The organism is Microbacterium altimontanum (assembly GCF_058349865.2).
The window spans coordinates 23,158-41,595 of record NZ_JBYRJB020000008.1; the positions used below are offsets into that span (position 1 = coordinate 23,158).

At 66.9% G+C, this 18,438-nt stretch carries 17 protein-coding genes; 6 read left to right on the top strand and 11 right to left on the bottom strand.

Annotation, left to right across the window (positions count from 1 at the left end):
- Positions 1–2: 2 nt before the first annotated feature.
- From AC3RX1_RS14615 to AC3RX1_RS14630, 4 genes are read left to right on the top strand one after another with little or no spacing between them, the layout of a single operon-like run.
- Positions 3–422: a very short patch repair endonuclease gene (locus tag AC3RX1_RS14615; protein ID WP_491501990.1), complete on the top strand. Its 420-nt coding sequence runs from the start codon at positions 3–5 to the stop codon at positions 420–422.
- A complete protein-coding gene (locus tag AC3RX1_RS14620) occupies positions 419–1,309 on the top strand; it encodes an HNH endonuclease (protein ID WP_491501991.1) in 891 nt (296 codons plus the stop codon). The genes AC3RX1_RS14615 and AC3RX1_RS14620 overlap by 4 nt, the downstream gene beginning before the upstream one ends.
- A 21-nt stretch (positions 1,310–1,330) precedes the next feature.
- Entirely contained in the window at positions 1,331–3,178 is a 1,848-nt protein-coding gene (locus AC3RX1_RS14625) for a GmrSD restriction endonuclease domain-containing protein (RefSeq protein WP_491501992.1), read from the top strand.
- 32 nt (positions 3,179–3,210) lie between these two features.
- Positions 3,211–3,930 (top strand): hypothetical protein, encoded by a 720-nt coding sequence (locus AC3RX1_RS14630; protein WP_491501993.1) that lies wholly within the window; start codon positions 3,211–3,213, stop codon positions 3,928–3,930.
- 215 nt (positions 3,931–4,145) lie between these two features.
- Here the strand turns inward: AC3RX1_RS14630 and AC3RX1_RS14635 are convergent, their stop codons facing one another.
- Positions 4,146–5,453, bottom strand: coding sequence for an Nramp family divalent metal transporter (locus AC3RX1_RS14635; RefSeq protein ID WP_491501994.1), 1,308 nt, complete (start codon positions 5,451–5,453; stop codon positions 4,146–4,148).
- Positions 5,454–5,567: 114 nt separating this feature from the next.
- Positions 5,568–6,503: a dihydrodipicolinate synthase family protein gene (locus tag AC3RX1_RS14640; protein WP_491502094.1), complete on the bottom strand. Its 936-nt coding sequence runs from the start codon at positions 6,501–6,503 to the stop codon at positions 5,568–5,570.
- Positions 6,504–6,703: 200 nt separating this feature from the next.
- On the opposite strand from AC3RX1_RS14640, the gene AC3RX1_RS14645 reads away from it, so the two are divergent.
- On the top strand, positions 6,704–7,723 hold the full coding sequence (locus tag AC3RX1_RS14645) for a LacI family DNA-binding transcriptional regulator (RefSeq protein ID WP_491501995.1): 1,020 nt from the start codon (positions 6,704–6,706) through the stop codon (positions 7,721–7,723).
- A 94-nt stretch (positions 7,724–7,817) separates the two neighbouring features.
- Here the strand turns inward: AC3RX1_RS14645 and AC3RX1_RS14650 are convergent, their stop codons facing one another.
- Genes AC3RX1_RS14650 through AC3RX1_RS14690 form a run of 9 tightly spaced genes read right to left on the bottom strand, consistent with a single transcriptional unit; the run spans position 7,818 to position 17,171 of the window.
- A complete protein-coding gene (locus AC3RX1_RS14650; protein ID WP_491501996.1) occupies positions 7,818–8,852 on the bottom strand; it encodes a LacI family DNA-binding transcriptional regulator in 1,035 nt (344 codons plus the stop codon).
- Between the two features lie 27 nt (positions 8,853–8,879).
- Positions 8,880–10,061, bottom strand: coding sequence for a fumarylacetoacetate hydrolase family protein (locus tag AC3RX1_RS14655; RefSeq protein WP_491501997.1), 1,182 nt, complete (start codon positions 10,059–10,061; stop codon positions 8,880–8,882).
- Positions 10,062–10,097: 36 nt separating this feature from the next.
- Positions 10,098–10,886 (bottom strand): enoyl-CoA hydratase/isomerase family protein, encoded by a 789-nt coding sequence (locus AC3RX1_RS14660; protein WP_491501998.1) that lies wholly within the window; start codon positions 10,884–10,886, stop codon positions 10,098–10,100.
- 14 nt (positions 10,887–10,900) lie between these two features.
- On the bottom strand, positions 10,901–12,019 hold the full coding sequence (locus AC3RX1_RS14665) for a hypothetical protein (protein ID WP_491501999.1): 1,119 nt from the start codon (positions 12,017–12,019) through the stop codon (positions 10,901–10,903).
- A 3-nt stretch (positions 12,020–12,022) separates the two neighbouring features.
- A complete protein-coding gene (locus tag AC3RX1_RS14670) occupies positions 12,023–13,234 on the bottom strand; it encodes a CaiB/BaiF CoA transferase family protein (RefSeq protein WP_491502000.1) in 1,212 nt (403 codons plus the stop codon).
- Positions 13,231–14,367, bottom strand: coding sequence for an aldose 1-epimerase family protein (locus AC3RX1_RS14675; RefSeq protein ID WP_491502001.1), 1,137 nt, complete (start codon positions 14,365–14,367; stop codon positions 13,231–13,233). The genes AC3RX1_RS14670 and AC3RX1_RS14675 overlap by 4 nt, the downstream gene beginning before the upstream one ends.
- Positions 14,364–15,125, bottom strand: coding sequence for an SDR family NAD(P)-dependent oxidoreductase (locus tag AC3RX1_RS14680; protein WP_491502002.1), 762 nt, complete (start codon positions 15,123–15,125; stop codon positions 14,364–14,366). The genes AC3RX1_RS14675 and AC3RX1_RS14680 overlap by 4 nt, the downstream gene beginning before the upstream one ends.
- Before the next feature lies 1 nt (position 15,126).
- On the bottom strand, positions 15,127–16,041 hold the full coding sequence (locus AC3RX1_RS14685; RefSeq protein WP_491502003.1) for a sugar phosphate isomerase/epimerase family protein: 915 nt from the start codon (positions 16,039–16,041) through the stop codon (positions 15,127–15,129).
- A gap of 35 nt (positions 16,042–16,076) precedes the next feature.
- On the bottom strand, positions 16,077–17,171 hold the full coding sequence (locus AC3RX1_RS14690) for a Gfo/Idh/MocA family protein (protein ID WP_491502004.1): 1,095 nt from the start codon (positions 17,169–17,171) through the stop codon (positions 16,077–16,079).
- Between the two features lie 179 nt (positions 17,172–17,350).
- On the opposite strand from AC3RX1_RS14690, the gene AC3RX1_RS14695 reads away from it, so the two are divergent.
- Positions 17,351–18,427, top strand: coding sequence for a substrate-binding domain-containing protein (locus tag AC3RX1_RS14695; protein ID WP_491502005.1), 1,077 nt, complete (start codon positions 17,351–17,353; stop codon positions 18,425–18,427).
- Positions 18,428–18,438 lie beyond the last annotated feature (11 nt).

Sequence of the window (18,438 nt, forward strand, 5' to 3'; positions counted from 1 at the left end):
CGGTGGCCGAGTCGTGGGCGACGTCGGAGGGCACGCGGAAGTCGATGCTCTCGAATAAGCGCCGCGACACGACCACGGAGCTGGCGGTGCGCCGCGAGCTCTTCCGCCGCGGGTTGCGCTACCGTGTCGACTTCGCGCCCGTACCGGGATTGCGGCGACGCGCGGACATCGTCTTCACGCGAGCGCGAGTAGCGGTCTTCATCGACGGCTGCTTCTGGCACGGATGCCCGGTTCATGCCACGCACCCGAAGCGGAACGCGGCGTACTGGGGGCCGAAGCTCGCGGCGAACGTCGAGCGCGACCGCGACACGGATAGCCGGCTGTCGGCGGCAGGGTGGTGCGTCGCAAGATTCTGGGAGCATGAGTCGCCTACTGCTGTCGCTGCCGCGATAGAGCGACTCGCACGGGGAGGATGTGGATGAGAACCGTCGAAGAAGAGCAAGCCATTCGGTACGACGTCTTCCGATGGCTGGACGCCGCCTTCATCGGCAGGGGCGGCTACGAAATCAGCCGTGCGGAGCTCTTGAGCTACTCCTTCCTCGGCGAACGGATCCCGCTCCTCGATACCGGACGAGGGATTCGCAACCCAGCGACATTCCGGTCGACCCTGTCGATCATGTCCGGCTGGAAGAAGAACAGGTACCAGGACTTCGAGGACGAGAACGGCTGGATCGAGTACTCGTATCGAGACCAAGAGGCGGGCGACAATCTGAAGCTCATCCGTGCCTACGAACTTCGCGCTCCGCTTGTCTACTTTCGCGCCGTTCGCGAGGGATACTACTTTCCCTATTACCCCATCGTCATCGCCGAGAATGACCGCGTGGAACGCAAGGTGCGGTTCCCGCTCGACCAAGTGCTCGGGCTCCTGGGCAACCCGCACGACTACTCGGACGACCAGCGCAGATATGCGGATTCGGTTGTACGCGCTCGCTTGCACCAGCCGCTCTTTCGAGCACGCGTTCTTCGGGCTTACGCGAGCGCGTGCACGATCTGCGACCTGAAGCATCCTGAGCTTCTCGATGCTGCCCACATCATCGCGGACACCGAGTCTCACGGAGTCGCCCATGTGACGAATGGCCTCGCGATGTGCAAGATTCACCACGCTGCGTACGACCGCTCCCTGCTCGGCATCACAGCCGACTACGAGGTACGAATCGATCGCGACCTTCTCGACGAGATCGACGGGCCTATGCTCCGCCACGGCTTGCAGGACATGCACGGGCGTCGAACTCGCGTACCGACCAATCGCAACGCCCGGCCAGCCCGCGAACTGCTCGCCGAGCGATTCGCGCAATTCGTCGACCGATGACGTGCCACTAGGCTCGGGCGAGTGAGCACCGGTAGCAAAGCACTCGATCGGCCGATCCACCAATGGCTGTCTGAGATCGACTCGGGTCGACTGGTGCTCCCCAGCTTTCAGCGCACAGAGGCATGGGATCGAAAGCGCATCGAGTCCATGCTGAGGACGATCGTTCGCGATCTACCGCTCGGGATCACCCTTGTCCTCGAGGTCGGCGACGAGGAGAAGTTCCACTCCCGTCCGCTCGCTACCGCCCCCTCGCGGACGGTCAAGGTGTCGGAACATCTGCTCGACGGCCAGCAGCGACTCACCGCTCTCTGGCGCGCGCTCAAGGACAACTACGATGACTGGACATTCTTCGTCCATGTGCCGACTATCGACGACGACCCGACCAATGACGATCACGAAGTCGGAGTCTGGTCATACAAGACCTGGAGGAACTCTGCCGGCAACAGGATGCCGCGCTGGGCTGACGATCCAGCCCAGACAGCCCGACGTGGCCTGATTCCGTTCCGACTGCTCGATCCTCAGGACGAGTCGGGCGCAGACCAATGGATCGAGGAGGCCACGGCTTCTCTTCGGCCTTCCGCGCAAGCCACCGATGTCCAGCAAGTGCTCGCCGCGATGGAGGCGTACGAAGCGAGGAGAAAGCTCGTCAAGGACATGGTAGTCGCGCCTCTTCGCGAGACGATCCGACACTACCGACTCCCCTACCTAAGCCTTCCGGCAACCACGCCGAAGGACGTCGCGCTCGATGTGTTCGTGAATATGAACACGAACAGCAAGCCTCTGAAGCCTTACGACATCGTTGTGGCGGAGGTCGAGAATCGCACCGGCGAGCGACTGCACGAACTCGTTGCGGATCTGCGCTCGCGGCATCCGGAGGTCGCCCGTTTCGGCGGCACCGAAGAACTCGCGCTCCAGACAGCGGCACTGCTACAGGACAAGGCACCCAACCGTGGCGGCTTCTACTCGCTCGACGCCGAGCAACTGATCGCCGACTGGAGCGCGATCGGCGTCGGGCTTGCCGCCACCGCCGACTTGCTCAGCCGTATAAGCATCTGGGATTCGGAGCGTTTACCAACGGCGATTCCGTTCCCGGTGGTCGCCGCTATCCTTGCTCGGGCACCGATCCACGGAGATGTACGAGGTTCAGTCGAACACCTCTGCAGGTCCTACCTGTGGCGTTCGTTCTTCACCTCCCGCTATGACGGCGCGGCGGCGACTCGGGCGTATGCGGACTACCGGCCACTCGCGTCGGCAGCGTCCACGACTGGATCAAACGGTTCCGGCGGCGCGAACGCCCCAGTGTTCGATCCCGTTCAGTATCCACTTCCGACCCCTCAGCAGCTCATGGCCGCTCGCTGGCCGAAAGGACGGAGCAGCCTCAGCCGCGCCGTATTGGCGGCGGCGAACACCTTCGGCGCGCGTGACTTCGCTGACGACTCGATCCTCACCGCACGGAACGTCGGAACTCGCGAATATCACCACCTGTTTCCGGACAAGCTGCTACAGGATGCGGGGATCGACAGCTACTTGGCACTGAATTGTGCGTTGATCACGTGGAAGACCAATCGGACCATCGGCCGGATGGATCCAGTCGCGTACCTCGAGGCTCGTTCAGCGGCTGCCCCCACGCCGCAGGCGATTGCGGAGAGGCTCACCAGTCACCTAGTCCCCGCGGACGAGCTTTCCGAGGCTGGGCCGTACTCGCCCACTGATGATGCCGCAGCACTAGCCGCTTCAGTCAAGCCGGACTTCGACGCATTCCTCCAACGGAGGGCGGCCCTCGTCAGCGCAGCCATGGAATTGCTATGCGCGGGGGAGCAGCCGCAACTCAGCGATGTGCTCTCACGGTCCGGAGCTGTCACGCTGTGACCGCCTCAGTACATGGCGAGCGTCCGAATGTAGTGAGCGACGAGCTGACCAACGCTGATCGATTCCTCGACGCCTTCAACGGGATCGAGGACGAGCTCGCACGACGGGCGAAAGCAGATCGATACACGCCGTTCGTGCAACTCGTTCGCCAGTCTCGCGATCTCACGCCAATGCAGCGCGAGATGCTCCTAAAGTGGGCGGAACTACGTAACGTGATCGTCCACACTCCCCGGAGAGGCAACCCAACTCCGATCGCTGATCCACGCATCGATGTCGTCGCGAGCATCGAAACCCAGCTCGACCTGCTCGTTCGCCCACCGCGAGTGCTGGACATTCTTCGCCCAAAACCGCCGCGCACCCTCAGCAGCGAACAGAGCGTCCGAGAGTTCATCAAGGAAGTCGCGCTTCCGAACGACTTCTCTCAATCGCCGGTACGCATGCCGGACGGGTCCCTCTCCTTAATCACTACCAACGCCTTTACTCGATGGATCGCCAGCGGCTACGACGATGCAGGGGCACTCATCGAAGATGCCCCGATTGCCGACGTTCTCGACTATCGCGAACCCGGCGACGCGGTGAAGCTCGCTCCTCGCACACTGACGGCGGTCCAAGCCTGGTCGATGTTCAGCGGCGAACACGGCGTCGCGCCAACCGCAATCGCCTTGTCGCATTCGGGCAAGGAGTCTGAGACCCTCCTGGCGCTCGTAGTCAAGAGCGACGTTCCCGCGCTCTTACGAGCACTGGGCGTTTAGGAACTAGGGTGTAGCGCTCGGCCGCGCCTCCGTTCTGGCCCGCTCACTTGTTGCAGACTCCGCGCTGGCGCGGTCCGCTTAGGAGCGTTCGCGGGCGAGCACTGCGTCGCACCCGAGCGCTTGATTGGCTGATTGTCGAAGGAGGCGATGCGCGCACGCTCGACGAGATGTTGTTCAGCGGCAGCGATTCAGGTGAGGGGCATTCCGTCGGCGCGTCAGCTCAGCAACTGGATCGCCAGGCGGACCGACAGTGCGAGCACAGCGACGAGTCCGATGCAGCCGAGCACATTCTGCCACCACTTGTTGCGCATCTCGGCCATCAGGCTGCGGCGGTTCGCCATGACGATGATCAGGATGGCGAGCACCGGCGAGACGAACACGGTGCACGCCTGCGCGACGACGATGAGCTGCACGGGGGACGACTGGAAGATCAGAGTCACCACGATGCCGAACGCCAGGATCGCCCCGCTGATGATCTTCGCTGCGAGCGAGTTCGAGGTCGCGCCTCGTCCGAGGCCATCCGAGAGCATCGTCCCGCCCGCCGTCGCATTCGCGATCATCGACGAGAACGCCGCGCCGAAGAATCCGAGGGCGAAGATCGTCGAACCGACCGCTCCTGCGAGCGGCTGGAACACGCCGGCCAGTCCGACGATCGTGGTCGCGGCTTGTCCGGTCCGACCGAGCACTGCGGCCGCCACGATGATGACCAGCGTCGTCATGACGCCCGGCGCGATGATGCCTGGGATAGTGTCCACGACAGTCACGTCACGATAGTCAGCCTCGGTGCGCTTGCGCTCCTTCGTGCCATATGACGTGTAGAAGGCCGCGTTGACGGAGAAGTTCGTGCCGACGAGCGCGACGATCAGCAGCCAGGAGCCGCCGGGCACCGTCGGGATCAGCCCGGTTGCGGCACGCGCCCAATCGGGATTCGAGATGAACGCGCTGACGATGAACGCGATCGCCATCATCGCCACCATCACAATGAGGATCTTCTCGATCACGCGATACACGTTGCGGAGCAGGAGCACAGCAGCGACCACGATTGTGCAGGCGACGGTCCACATGATGGGGCTTCCGCCGAACAGCATCGAGAGCCCGAGACCCGAGCCGACCGCGTTGCCGACCGAGAAGCACAGCGTGATGAGGAACACTCCGACGCCGGCGACCACCCCCACCCAGGAGCCCAGGTGCTCCTTGATCGACGTGATGAGCGAGGTCGGCGTCTTGATCCCGAGACGGACGCTCATGTCCGTGAGGAAGATCATGAGGATCGTCGAGACGACGATCACCCAGATCAAGGTGTACTGGAACCCGCCGCCCGCCTGCACCGCCGTGGTGAGGTTGCCGGGCCCGAACTGCCAGGCTCCAGCGACGAACGCCGGGCCGATGAGGGCGAGCTGCTGCCAGAAAGTCCGGCGGGTGCGCCGGGATTCGACGATGCTGCGCATCGTCGACGTCGAGACGCGCCCGTAGCCGGTGCCCGGCGTCGTCGAGGTGTGGCGAGTCCGAGTGTCTTCACTCATCGAGGTCTCCTCCATTGGAGTGCGGCGTCGCCGCGGAGTCTTCATTGACGTTGTGTGGGCGACGGATGCGCCGCCCGGAAGTCCGGGGGCGGAAGGCCCCGCCCCCGGATGTGCTCACGCGGGAACAGCGACCTGCTCGAGCCCGGCAGCAGCGAATGCAGCAGCGATCTCGGCCGGCGCGCCGTCCGGAAGGGGCAGCAGCGGCGTCCGCACGGTCGGATGGTCGAGGATGCCACGGTTCACCAGACCCCACTTCAGGGCAACGGTACCCTCCATGTGCGAACCGCGGTGGTACACCGCCTTCGTCACCGGGAGCAGCCGCTCGTGGATGGCATGCGCCGCGGCGTAGTCCTTCGCCTTGCCCGCGGCGATGAGCTCGACGAGAAGCTCGGGCGCGATGTTGCCGTAACCGACGAGCAGCCCGTCGACGTCGAACATCGTCGGCAGCAGGTACTCGTCGTGGCACGAGAGGATCTGAAGATCGGGGTACGCCGCGCGGAGCGCCGGGATCTCGGTGTACCACCGCCGCATGTTGCGGACGCCGTTCTTGGTGTGGTTCACGCCTTCCTGCCCGGCGATCTCGAGCTGAGTGTCCAGATCGTACGACGCGTGCGTGTTGTCCGGGTACTGGAACAGGATCTCCTCGAGGCCCGACTCTTCCCAGATCGCCCGGTACCGCGTCTGCGGCGCGCCGGGCTGGAATCCGAAGCGCAGCCAGCCGTGCGACGGGTAGACGAGAGCACCCTTGGCTCCCGCATCCGCCGCCGCCTTCGCCTCACGCGCCGCGGTGAGGTTCCCCTCCTTGGTGATGCCGGCGATGATCGGCAGCCGGTCGTCGACCGAGTCGCGGAAGGCGCGGATCACGTCCAGCTGCTCCTCCTCGGTGAGGAACGTGCCCTCACCGGCGTGACCCAGCACGACGAGGCTCTTGACGCCGTCGATCGAGCCGAGCCAGGAGCCAAGGCGCTGGATGGCGGCGTAGTCGACCGCGCCGTCTTCGGTGAACGGGGTGACAGGGGCGGGGTTCAGCCCGCGCAGATCGAGGACCATCGTGGTCTCCTTCTCTTGTTCTCTCGTCATCGAGATCCGACAGCGAGGGCGGTGACGCATCCGTTCTTAGGAACGTTTGCAGGAACGATTGCAAGTATCGCTGGCACTCTTTCGCGTTGTCAAGAGGGGATGTGAAAACGTTCCTGGGAAGGTTCCGAAGACGAGTGGGACCGCCAGTAGGATCGGAGGCGGGAGGCACCGTGGCGATCGAGGAGCGAGCCGAGCGACGCGCAGTGACGCTGAAGGATGTCGCCGAGGCGGCCGGCGTCAGCATCTCGACCGTCAGCCGGATTCTCGACGAGCGCATCGCCTCACCGCGCTCGACCTCGGCGCAGCGCGTGCGGGCGGCGGCCGACCGGCTGGGGTATCGCCGCAACGTCTTCGCGTCGAGCCTGCGACGCGGCGCGGCCGCGACGGTCGGTGTGCTCGTCCCCCGGCTCAGCGACACCGTGATGGCCCTGATGTTCGAGGCGATCGAGCGGAATGCCCGTCGACACGGCTATTTCGCCGTCGTGGGCACGTGTGGCGACGACCCCGCGGACGAACGCGCCGCGACGGAGACGTTGCTCGATCGCAGCGTCGACGGCCTCATCCTGGCCACGGCCCGGATCGACGATGCCCTCCCGTCATCGCTCCGGGAGCGCGACATCCCGCACGTGCTCGTGCTGCGGACCGACCGGATCAGTCCGTCGTCCCTCGGCGACGACGAGACCGGCGGATACCTCGCCGTGCGCCATCTCATCGACCTCGGCCACCGGGACATCGCCGTCGTCAACGGCCCGGAGTTCACGTCCTCCGGACTGGACCGACATGCGGGCGCGGAGCGCGCGCTGCAGGAAGCCGGCATCACCGTTCCCGAAGAGCGCGTGCTGTGGACCGGCTACGGCGTGGACGACGGCGTCGACGCCGGGCGGCGACTCCTCGAGGCGTCGACCCGCCCGACGGCCGTCTTCGCCGCCAACGACAATCTCGCAGTCGGCGTGATCAACGCCGGCAGTACGCTCGGTCTGACCGTCGGCCGCGATTTCTCGATCGTCGGGTACAACGACATTCCGCTCGCGTCCCGGCTCCCGGTGCCTCTCACGTCGGTGCGAACACCCTTCGACCAGATCGCCGCCGAGGCGATGGATCTCCTGCTCGAAGGCGATGCGCAGCCCGGGGTCGTGCGCCACACGCTGCCGACCCTGATGCCCAGGGCGTCGACGGTGCGTCTGAGCTGACCGCGGAGCAGGATTCGCGCGATCCCGGGGGCGCGGCCCGCTATGGCCAGGGTCGTGGGCGGGAAGCGCGTCGGATTCGGCTGAGCGGGTGCGCTCAGGCGCCCTGGACGGTGGTGCTCCCGCCGACAACGAGCTCGTATCCGACGTCCACGACAGTGGGCTGCTCGGCGACGCTTCGCGTCTTGATGCGCTCCAGCAGCACACGTCCGGCCTCTTCGCCGATCTTGCGGCTGGGCACCGACACGGTGGTCAGGGTCGGCACGAGGTGCTCTCCGATCTCGAATCCGCCGAACCCGGTGACGCCGATCTCGTCGGGGATGCGCACGCCCTGGCGGATCGCCTCGAGCATGGCACCGGCGGCGAACAGGTCGCTGGAGAACATGATGACGTCGGCCCAGGCGAGCTTCGTCCGGATCTCCTGGAAGAGTTCGGCCCCCGCGTCCATATCCACCGACTCGGTGTCGAAGACGCGTACCGGCACGTTCGGGTACAACCGGCGCATCCCTTCTTCGAACGCCGTTCGCCTGTGACGTGCACGCCCGTCACCGCTGCTGAAGCGTCCCGCCAGAACGGGTGCGCGGTAGCCGCATTCGTGGAGGTGCTTGAGCATCGCGGACATCGCCGCATAGTTGGAGTACCCGACGACCGAGTCGACCGGGTGCTCGGTGAGCTCCCACGACTCCACGACCGGAACCTGTGCGGTGCGCAGCAGCGTCTGCGCCACCGGCGTGTGCTCGGTGCCGACGAGCACGATGCCGTCGGGGCGCCGGCCGAGGAAGGCGCGCAGCAGCTCCTGCTCCTGCTCGAGGCTGTACTCGGTGGTCCCGATGAACAGGTGGAATCCGTGCGGCGACAACACGCTGTTCAGCCCCTGCACCGTCTCGGCGAAGATCGACGCCGAGACCGCCGGAATGAGCACCGCGATGGTGTTGCTGCGGTTGGAGGCGAGGTGGCTCGCGGCGAGGTTCGGCACGTAGCCCGTAGCGAGGATGGACTCCTGCACACGCTTGAGCGTCTCTTCCGAGACCATGTCGGGCGCGCGAATCGTACGCGACACCGTCTGAGGTGAGACGCCGGCGTGCGCCGCGACCTCCGCCAGAGTCACACTCCGCGTCGATCTCCGGCTCATCCGCTTCTCCACGTCGGGTCTCACACGCTAATTCAGCAGTCCTCGGGTGGCAAGGTTCCGCATGAGGGCGCCGACCCCGAACTCCCACGGTCGGCATGTCTCGCTGTGCGCGACCCTGTTGGTCAGCGTACCGAGCTTCGGTGAAGAGATCCTGACGACGTCACCGATCTGATGCGTGAAGCCGGCACCCGGTTCACCTCGGTCGTCAGTCGGTGCGAACAGGGTGCCCAGGTAGAGCACCGCACCGTCCGGGTACTGGTGGTGGTCACCGAACAGCTGCGCCACCAGGCCGGCCGGATCGCGGCTGATCTGCGTCATGTCGGACTGCGCTTCCAGCTCGAAGCCGTCGGAACCTTCCACGCGCAGCTCCACCGTCGCCTGGCGCACGTCGTCCAGGTCGAAGCCGTCGTCGAACAGGCGGATGAAGGGCCCGAGCGCACCCGACGCCGTGTTGTCTTTCGCCTTCGGCAGCAGCAGCGCGCTGCGGCCCTCATAATCGCGAAGGTTCAGGTCGTTGCCGAGCATCGCCCCGACGATGCGGCCGCTGCCGTCAAGAGCGAGCACCATCTCGGGTTCGGGGTTGTTCCACGCCGACGTGCTGAGCACGCCGACCTCGTCGCCCGTTCCGACGCTGGCCAGGACGGGGCACTTCGTGAAGATCTCGGCATCCGGCCCGATGCCCACCTCGAGATACTGGCTCCAGCTCCCCTGCGCGATGAGATAGGCCTTGAGCCGATCGGCCTCGGGGGATCCGGGCCGCACGGCGCTGATGTCGCCACCGACCAGTTCGAGCACACGCGCCCGTTCGAACTCGGCACCGGCGGCGTCGCCCCGCGTGCGCTCTTCGATGACCCGCTCGAGCATGGACACGGCGAAGGTGACGCCGGCGGCCTTCACGACCTGCAGGTCGATCGGCGCGAGGAAGTGCAGCGCGTCGTGGTCGCCGCGCATCGTCGCGTCGAGGATGTCGGCGGTGGACCCGAGCCGGGAGCCGGCCGCCTCACGCGCCGCGGCGGCCGGGTCGGCCTCGGCGAGCAGATCGCTCACCGTGGCGAAGCTCTGCGACAGATCGCGCACGTCGTCGGCGGTCACGAGCACCGGACTCGGCCCGGCGACGGCCGGGTCCCACACGCGCCCTACGAGCGTCGCGCTCTCATGGTCGGTCGGCAGCGTCTCGGCCAGGGTTGCCGGCCACGTCGTCTGGGTCATCGCGATCTCCTTCTCGTGTGTATCGGGTGCGGCCGCTCAGCGACCGTGGAAGACGGGATCGCGGCGCTCGGCGAAGGCGCGCCGACCCTCGTTCGCGTCTTCGGTGGCGAACGCGACCGTCTGCAGGTCTCGCTCGTAACCGGATGCCTGCTCTTGGAACATGTTCCGCGCGGCGCGGATGTTGGCCTTCGCGTGCTCGACGGCGATCGGCGGGCGCGAGGCGATAACGGCGGCAAGCTCTCGCGCGCGCGGCATCAGCCCGTCGGCGGGCAGCACTTCGCTGACGATCCCCCACGCCCGCGCCGTCTCGGCGTCGATCATGTCACCGGTCATGGTCATCACGGCGGCGTTGCCGGGCCCGGCGGCCGCGACCAGGTACGTGCTCATGCCGCCGCCGCCGATCCAGCCGAGCTTCACCTCAGGCGCCGCCAGCTTCGCGTTCTCGGCCGCGAGCCGGATGTCGCAGATGAGCGACGTCTCCAGTCCCCCGCCGAGCGCGTAGCCGTTGATCGCGGCGATGACCGGCTTGCGCAGGTCGTACAGCGCGTCGCAGTAGTCCATGCGATTGCGGAACGCCCAGGGCGTCGGGTACTCGTCGAGAAGCCGCACGTCGCTGCCCGCGCAGAACGCGCGGTCGCCGGCACCGGTGAGGATGACCACACGCACGTCGGCATCGTCGTTGGCGGCGTGCGCAATGGCGCTGAGCGTCTCTGACATCTCGGGAGTGACGGCGTTCAGCTTCTCGGGCCGCTGCAGCGTCACCGTCAGCACGTACTCGTCCAGCTCGACACCGAGGTGCTCGGTGGCCAGGTCGGTGATGGGCATGTTCTCTCCTTCGGTCATCGCGTCGCAACGGCGAGCGCGGTCAACTGCCGTACGCCCTCGGGTACGGAAAGCTCGGTACGCAGCATCCGCCGCACGATCTCGGAGCCGTGGGCCTGCGCCTCGGGGTAACCCGCGGACCGCGGCCGCACGACGGCGGCATCGATCGTCGCCCGCGTGGCCGAATAGAACCGGGCCGCCGTCTCGTCGACGTCGCGGTCATCCCACGCCGCGCAGTGGGAGGGCTGCCCCGCGAACGCGGGAACCACCGTCCGCTGCGTCTGCGCCTCGACCAGCCAGGCGAGGTACTCGCGCAGCGGTTCCGTGATCTCGGCGCCTGCGCTCAGCGCCACGCCGGTTCCGCCGATGGTCGAGCCCGGCCGACCGTCCGCGGTGAGCCGCGGGCCGTCGCCGAACGCGACCGGAACGGCGCGGTCGGCGAGCGCGTAGTTGACGTAGCCGTACACCAGCGGCACATAGGCGAGCGGGTCGTCCGACCCGACGAGTTCGAGCAGAGCGATCGGGTTCGCGTCTTCGTACCCCGGGCGGCACCTCGCGTATACGCCGCGCAGCACGTCGACCGCCTGGGCAGCGACGGACTCCTCCAGCCACGGCTCGCCCGGCGCGTCCTGGGGCTGCACGCCGAACGCCCCCGCGACGGAGAACAGGCTCAGCAGCGCGTGCGGTCCGGCGAGGCTCAGGGCGACGGCGATGCCGCCGGCCAGGCGCTCGACGTCGTCCCAGGTCAGGGGCGCCTCGGCCACCGCCCGCGGATCACGTGCACTGACCTGCGTGGCGGCGTCGATCGGCAGAGCCCACGTGGCGCCCGCGGTGCGATACGAAGCGAGGGATGCGCCGACATAGCGGCCGTCGGTCAGTGCCGGGGCATCCGGTCCCAGAACGGTCTCGATCGGCTGCAGCGACGATGTCGCGACGGCGTCACCGAGGTGCGGATGATCGAGGACGACAAGGTCGAACCGCCCGCACAGGTCGTCGATCGGATGAGCCTCGAAACCCTCCAGCGACTGCGCCTCCCACACCACGTCGAGGCCGCACTCGCGCCACAGCACCGAGGACGCCTCGAGCCAGAGGCGCCCGCGAGGATGGTCCCAGGTGAGTCCGCGGTAGGTCTGCATGGACTACACGCTGACTTCATCGAGCTGGGCGACCACGCCCGATGCGATGTACGCGTCGATCTCGCCGTCGTCGACCCCGATCGCGTGCAGCACCTCTCGTGTGTGCTCTCCCGCCTGCGGCGCGCCCCGGTAGACGGCCGGCGGCGTGGCCGAGAACCGGTACGGGAAGCCCGGCGTCTTGACGTGCCCCTCCGTGGGATGGTCGTATTCGACGAACGTGCCGTTGTGGGCGATCTGCGGGTCGTTCACGAGATCTTCGTACGAGTACACGGGCCCCGCCCAGATGCCTGCCGCAGTGAACGCCTCCAGCCACTCGCCCGTGGTGCGGCGCTCGAGCGCCCGCGCCGTGCGCGCGTACAGCTCGTCGCGCATGCTCCAGCCCGACTCCTCGTCGACGAGTCCGCGGAACGCCTCGTCCTCGAAGAGGTCGGCCAGCTTGTCCAGGGGAGGGAAGGCCAGCACCAGGTAGCCGTCCTTCGTCTTGAACGATCCATATGGCGAGCGGATGTAGACATGAGCGTGCGGCTGCTCGCTGCGCGTCTGCGGAACACGCCCGACGGTGTAGACCGACAGCTCCTGCATCTGCAGGGTCGTGATGGCGTCGAGCATGTTCACCGTCACCAGCTGCCCCTCGCCGGTGCGTTCCCGATGCAGCAGCGCAGCGAGGACGCCCTCGAACGCGGTAGAGGCTGTCACGGCGTCGGCCAGATACTGCCCGGCGGCCTGCGGCGGGTGGCCCGCCGCGCCCGTGGAGAGCATGGCTCCCGACATGGCCTGCAGCAGCAGGTCCTGTCCGGGCCGGTCGCGGTAGGGTCCATCTTCTCCGTAACCCGAGATCGACACGTACACGATCGCCGGGTTGATCTGCCGCAGCGTCTCGTAATCGACGCCCAGTCGGGCGGCGACGCCCGGCCGATAGTTCTGCAGGAAGACGTCGGACTCCCTCACCAGGCGGTAGAGGAGTTCGCGCCCTTCCTCGCTCTTGAGGTTCATCGCCAGCGACCGCTTGTTCCTGTTCAGCGACAGGAACGACACGTTCACCTTGTTGCCGGTGACACCTCCTGCGGGCGTGTGCCGCTGCCACTCCCCGCCGGTCGGTTCGACCTTGATGACGTCCGCGCCGAGATCGCCGAGCCGCTGAGCCGCGAACGGCCCCGCCATCGCGATCGAACAATCCAACACGCGGTATCCGCTCAGGACGCCCTGCCCATTCACTGTGATTCACCACTTCGTTCAAGGTCGTTGCTCTGGATCGCGGAGCGTGCCGCCGACGTCGCGTCGACACCATCGAGGAGCGTCACCGTCGTGTGGTAGCGCCGCGACTGCCCGTGTTCGAGCCAGATCATCGATCCGTCGTCGCGGGCGGCGGCCTCGCCCGCCACGTGGTGGGTGGACGGCTCCAGTCCCACCCCGTACTGCCCTTCACGCAGGTTCTGCCATTCGAAGAAGCACGGCATGGCGGCGGCATCCCATTCGAGTGCGACACCGAACTCCCCGTCGGCCCGGATCAGGCCGACCCGGTGCGTCCCGTCGGCGCCGGGCGCCAGGTCGTGCTCCCACACCTGCTCGACGAACTGCGGACGCGGGTCGATGAGCCGGTCGTACGGCGCGCCCTGGTCGGCGATCGAGTCGGACTTCCAGAGATGACCACGCACCGCACCGACGAACTCGGTGTCGGCGTCGACCACAGGCCAGCCGACGTTGATGTGGTACAGGAACATGTGCGGCGTCGGCTCGAACCCGAGGTTGACGACCTCGTCGTCGATGCGCAGGTCGGTGCCGAACAGGTCGAGCTCGATCGTGCGCCGCAGTCGCAGGTGCTCGCCGAACGACGTGGCCTGCACCACCTCGCCGCGCACGCGCAGCACACCTCCCTCGAAGTCCTCGTCGACCGACAACAACCGGGCAGGAAGAGAGCTGAGCCGGCCGTGGAGTCCGTGCCGCACCGTCTGCTTGGGCGGGTAATGGTAGTGCGTCGCGTCGTACTCACCGCCGAAGAGCGTGTGATCCAGTCCGGCACTGACGAGGAACCCGTCGAGGGTCCGCAGCCACGCCAGCCCGTCCTCGGCGTCCACCTCGTGCAGCGCGGGGTGACGGTAGCCGTTGCCCGAGCGCCACGAGACGGGGATGCCACGCAGACGCACGTCGCCGATGTCGAAGGCCCGGTCGATGAGGACCTCCACCTCCATACCGAGGGCGTTGCGCACCTGCAGCGCGCGCACGTGGCGCTCTGCCCCGTTCGCCAGCTCGATCTCGCGGATGCCGGCGAACGCGGCGAGGTCGCCGGCGCGGCGCTGCAGATCGAGCAGCGGACGGCGCACCGCGGCGCCGAACCAGTCCTTCGTCATTCCATCACCCATCCGCCGTCGACGTTGATCGTCTGTCCCGTGACGAACGACGCCTCGTCGCCCGCCAGGAACGACACGACCGCCGCCAGTTCCTCATTGCGCCCGCGTCGCTTGATCGACTGCTTCTCGATCACGGAGCGGGAGTACTCTTCGGGGTCGCCGTTGATCTCTTCGGCCTTCGTCGGGAACGCACCCGGCGACACCGCGTTCACGCGGATGCCGGACGGTCCGAGCTCCCGCGCCAGCGCACGCGTCATTCCGACCGCAGCACCCTTCGTCGACACGTAGCTGGCGAGGTTCGCCCAGCCGCCGTGGAACGTGATCGAGCCGATGCTGACGATGGCACCGTGGCCGCGCGGAGCCATCCGCCGCGCGGCCGCCTGCGAGCCGGCGAAGTACGCCGTCTGGTTGACCCGGACGACGTCCTGGTACTCGTCGAGCGAGATCTCGAACAGCGGGGTGGGCGGGTAGATGGCGGCGTTGTTGACCATCACCTCGACAGGGCCGAGCTCGCGCTCGACCTCCTCGACCATGGCGTCGATGGCTTCGACGTCGCGCAGGTCGAACTCGACCACGCGGTGGCGGACGCCGTGCTCGTCCAGCAGGGCCGCGGTCTCTTCGAGAGGGCCGCCCTGTCGACCGACGACCGCGACGGCGTACCCGTCCTGTCCCAGCCGCAGCGCGATCGCCCGGCCGAGTGCCCCTCCCGCCCCGGTCACGATCGCGGAGCGGGAGGTGCGGCTCGCAGCATCCGTCATCTCAGACGCCGTTCCGCTTCAGCACGTCGACGATGAACTGCTTGGCGCGCGGCACGTCGGACTCGTCGAGGTGCTCGATGATCAGCGGCACGTTGGGGCTGCGCTCGGCCAGCCGGCGCACGTACAGGTCGTAGTTCAGCGAGCCGAGCCCGGCGGCCGGAAGCTCGATCTCACCGACACCACGGAACGTGTGGGAGGCCAGCGCGTCGTCGTCGCCGATGTCGGCGTGCTTCTCGCTCTTGTCTGCACCGGCGAGCTTGACGTCCTTCGCGTGGGCCACGCGCACCCGGTCTCCCAGCGTGTCGAAGACCTCGTTGAGCACGGTGTCCATGTCACCGATGTTGTTCTCGTCGAAGTAGTTCGTCGGGTCCATCAGCAGCTCGAGGCCGGGATGGCGGATGTCGTGGAACGCACGGACTGTCTCGCGCACCGAGCCGATGACATTGTTGACGTACGTCTCGAGCAGGAACGTCGCGCCGTGATCCCACGCCTCCTGCGCGAGCTCGGTGAGCACGGAGCGCACCTGCTCGTACCCGTCCTCGCTGCGGTTGTGCGGGTCGTGGTCCCACTCGCTCTCGTGGTTGAAGGTGCCCGACTCGCTGATGACGTAGGGGGTGCCGAAGTCACGGGCGCTGCGGATGATCTCCTTGAGGCGCTCGACGTTGGCGCGGCGGGTGTCGGGATCGGGATGGACGATGTTCGTGTAGCCCGAGATCGCGCAGATCGGGATGTCGTGGTCACGGAAGGTGTCCTGCACCCGCTTCGCCTTGGCCTGGGTGATCTGGCCCGACGACAGGTCGATGTCCTTGAAGTGGAGGTCGAGCTGGACGGTGTTGAAGCCGAGATCGCGGATGCGCTGCGCGGTGGTCTCGAGGTCGTACGGGAAATATCCCGAGAAGATGCCGATCTGAATCATGGTGGAACTGCTCCTTTGCTTCCGTTGGGTGGTGATCAGACGTCGAATTCATCGAGGCGCACCGCGCGGTGCTCCTCGATGGAGCGGTAGCCGGCCTCGATGAGGGCCATCGTCCGGACATTGTCGGCGACGGTGAGCGCGGGCGGCTCGCCGCTGTCGAGGGCATACTGCAGCTGCTCCATGACGCCGATGAAGGCGTGCGGGAACCAGTGCGTGTCCCAGGTCGGCGTGACCCAGCCGCCGCCCGTCTCCCGAGTGGACGCGTAGGTCAGGGTCGACGGTTCACCGGTCGGCCAGCCGATCGTGCCCTTGGCAACACCCTCGGTGCCTTCCACGCGCCACGAGATGAAGAAGTCGGAGTCGTACCCGTCCTCCCGCGGGCCGCCCCACACGTCCTCCCGTGACGTGACGAGCACGCCGTTCGGGAAGTGCAGCGTCGATGCGACGATGCCGTCGGTGTGCGCGAACTCGGTGCGGGGGTCGGGCCGCACGGTCGTGTAGATCTCCGTCGGCTCGCCGAACAGGTACCGCAGCGCGTCGAGGTGGTGGACGCTCATGTTCGACAGCGTGAGCCGGTCGTACTCGGCCAGGAACGTCTGCCAGTGGGGCACAGCGTGCATGTCGATCGCCGCGAACACGGGCTCGCCGAGCGCACCCCGGTCGAGCAGCTGCTTGAGCACGCGGATGGACTGGTCGTATCGCATGTTCTGGTTGACCGAGAGGATCTTGCCGGCGGCAGCCGCTTCGTCGCGCAGCGCCATCGCCTCTTCGAGCGAGAGCGCCAGCGGCTTCTGCGCCAGGATGCCGCGCACATGCGGCTGCTTCAGCGCGAATCGGATGAGCTCCGGCTGCTGATCGGGTGGGAACGCGATGTCGACGATCTCGACGCGCGGGTCCTGAATCAGATTGTGCGGGGAGTCGTGCACGGTCTCGATGCCGTACTGCTCGGCGACCTTCGCCGCGTTCCCACGGGTCCGCGAGGCGATCGCCACCACCGGAAAGCCGGCCTGCCGGTACGCCTCCAGGTGCTGTCCCGCCATGATCGCGCCCGCGCCGATCGCTCCGATGGCGTGGGCCCTGCTCCGTACAGGCGCGTCCGGTTCCAGTTCCGCTGTCTTCACTGCTGCCACTGTGCACTCCTCTCTGAGGCTATCGATCTCGCCGCTCTGCGATGATCTCATAATGTTAGCGCTCTTGGCAGCGCTGCCATTCGATGCTACTGTCACGACATCGCGTTCGTCAAACGCCACCCGAACACACGCACAGCTGGCGAGGCGATGACACACCGTTTGTGATTCAAGGGAGAAACATGAAGCACTCATCACGCGCACGCACCGCTGGTCTCGGCATCGCCGGCGCCCTCGCCGCCCTCGCGCTCGGCCTCACATCGTGCAGCTCGGCCCCCGCCGACAACGGGCCGAAGAGCGGGGACAACGGCAAGGAGAAGTTCGTCATCGGCTTCGAGCAGCCTCTGGGTGGTCAGTCGTGGCGCGAGACCGGGCTCGCCGCGATGCAAGCCCTGGCCGCGCGGCCGGAGTACGCCGACACTGTCGAGCTCAAGATCGTGCGCACGAACGACAACGACGCCGCGCAGCAGAACGCCGCGATCCAGAACCTCATCGCCGAGGGCGTGGATGCGATCCTCTTCGACCCGGCCTCGGCAACCGGCGCCGACGCGGCGATCACACAGGCCAAGGCCGCCGGCATCCCCGTCTTCGCGAACGGCGGTCCCTACGACAACGACTACGTGTACACGGTGTCCACCGACTGGGCGAGTGCGGGAGAGACGGGCGCGAAGTGGCTGGCTTCCCAACTCGGCGACAACAAGAAGGTCATCGTGCTCGAAGGCGTGGCCGGCGTGCCCTTGAACGACACGTCGATGCCCACGGTGCGCGACGTGCTCAAGGGCGCGGGTGCGCAGATCGTCGCCGAGGGCAGCAACAACTGGAACGAGTCCAACGCTCAGCAGGCGATGGCCAAGCTGCTGCAGTCGCACCCCGATGTCGGCGGCGTCTACTCGTTCCTCACGGGCGGCCAGGGCGTGCCGGCGGCCTTCGCCGACGCGAACATTCCCTTCGTCCCGGTGGTGGGCGGCTCCGGGTACAACGGCGAGGCCTGCACCCTCGTCAAGTACAAGGACAAGGGGCTGAAGGGCGACATGGTCTTCGGCCACCCCGCCATCTACGCCAAGGGACTCGAGCAGGCCGTCAAGCTCCTGCAGGGCCAGGACATCGAGAAGAAGCAGTTCTACCCGCCGGCCGAGATCACCACCGAGAACGCGAAGGACTTCTGCCAGCCCGACATGCCCGACAACTTCCAGCTCGGATACGACTTCCCCGGACTGAACATCACGCTCGACGAGTATCTGAAGTTCGCCAAGCAGTAGTCACCCATCCG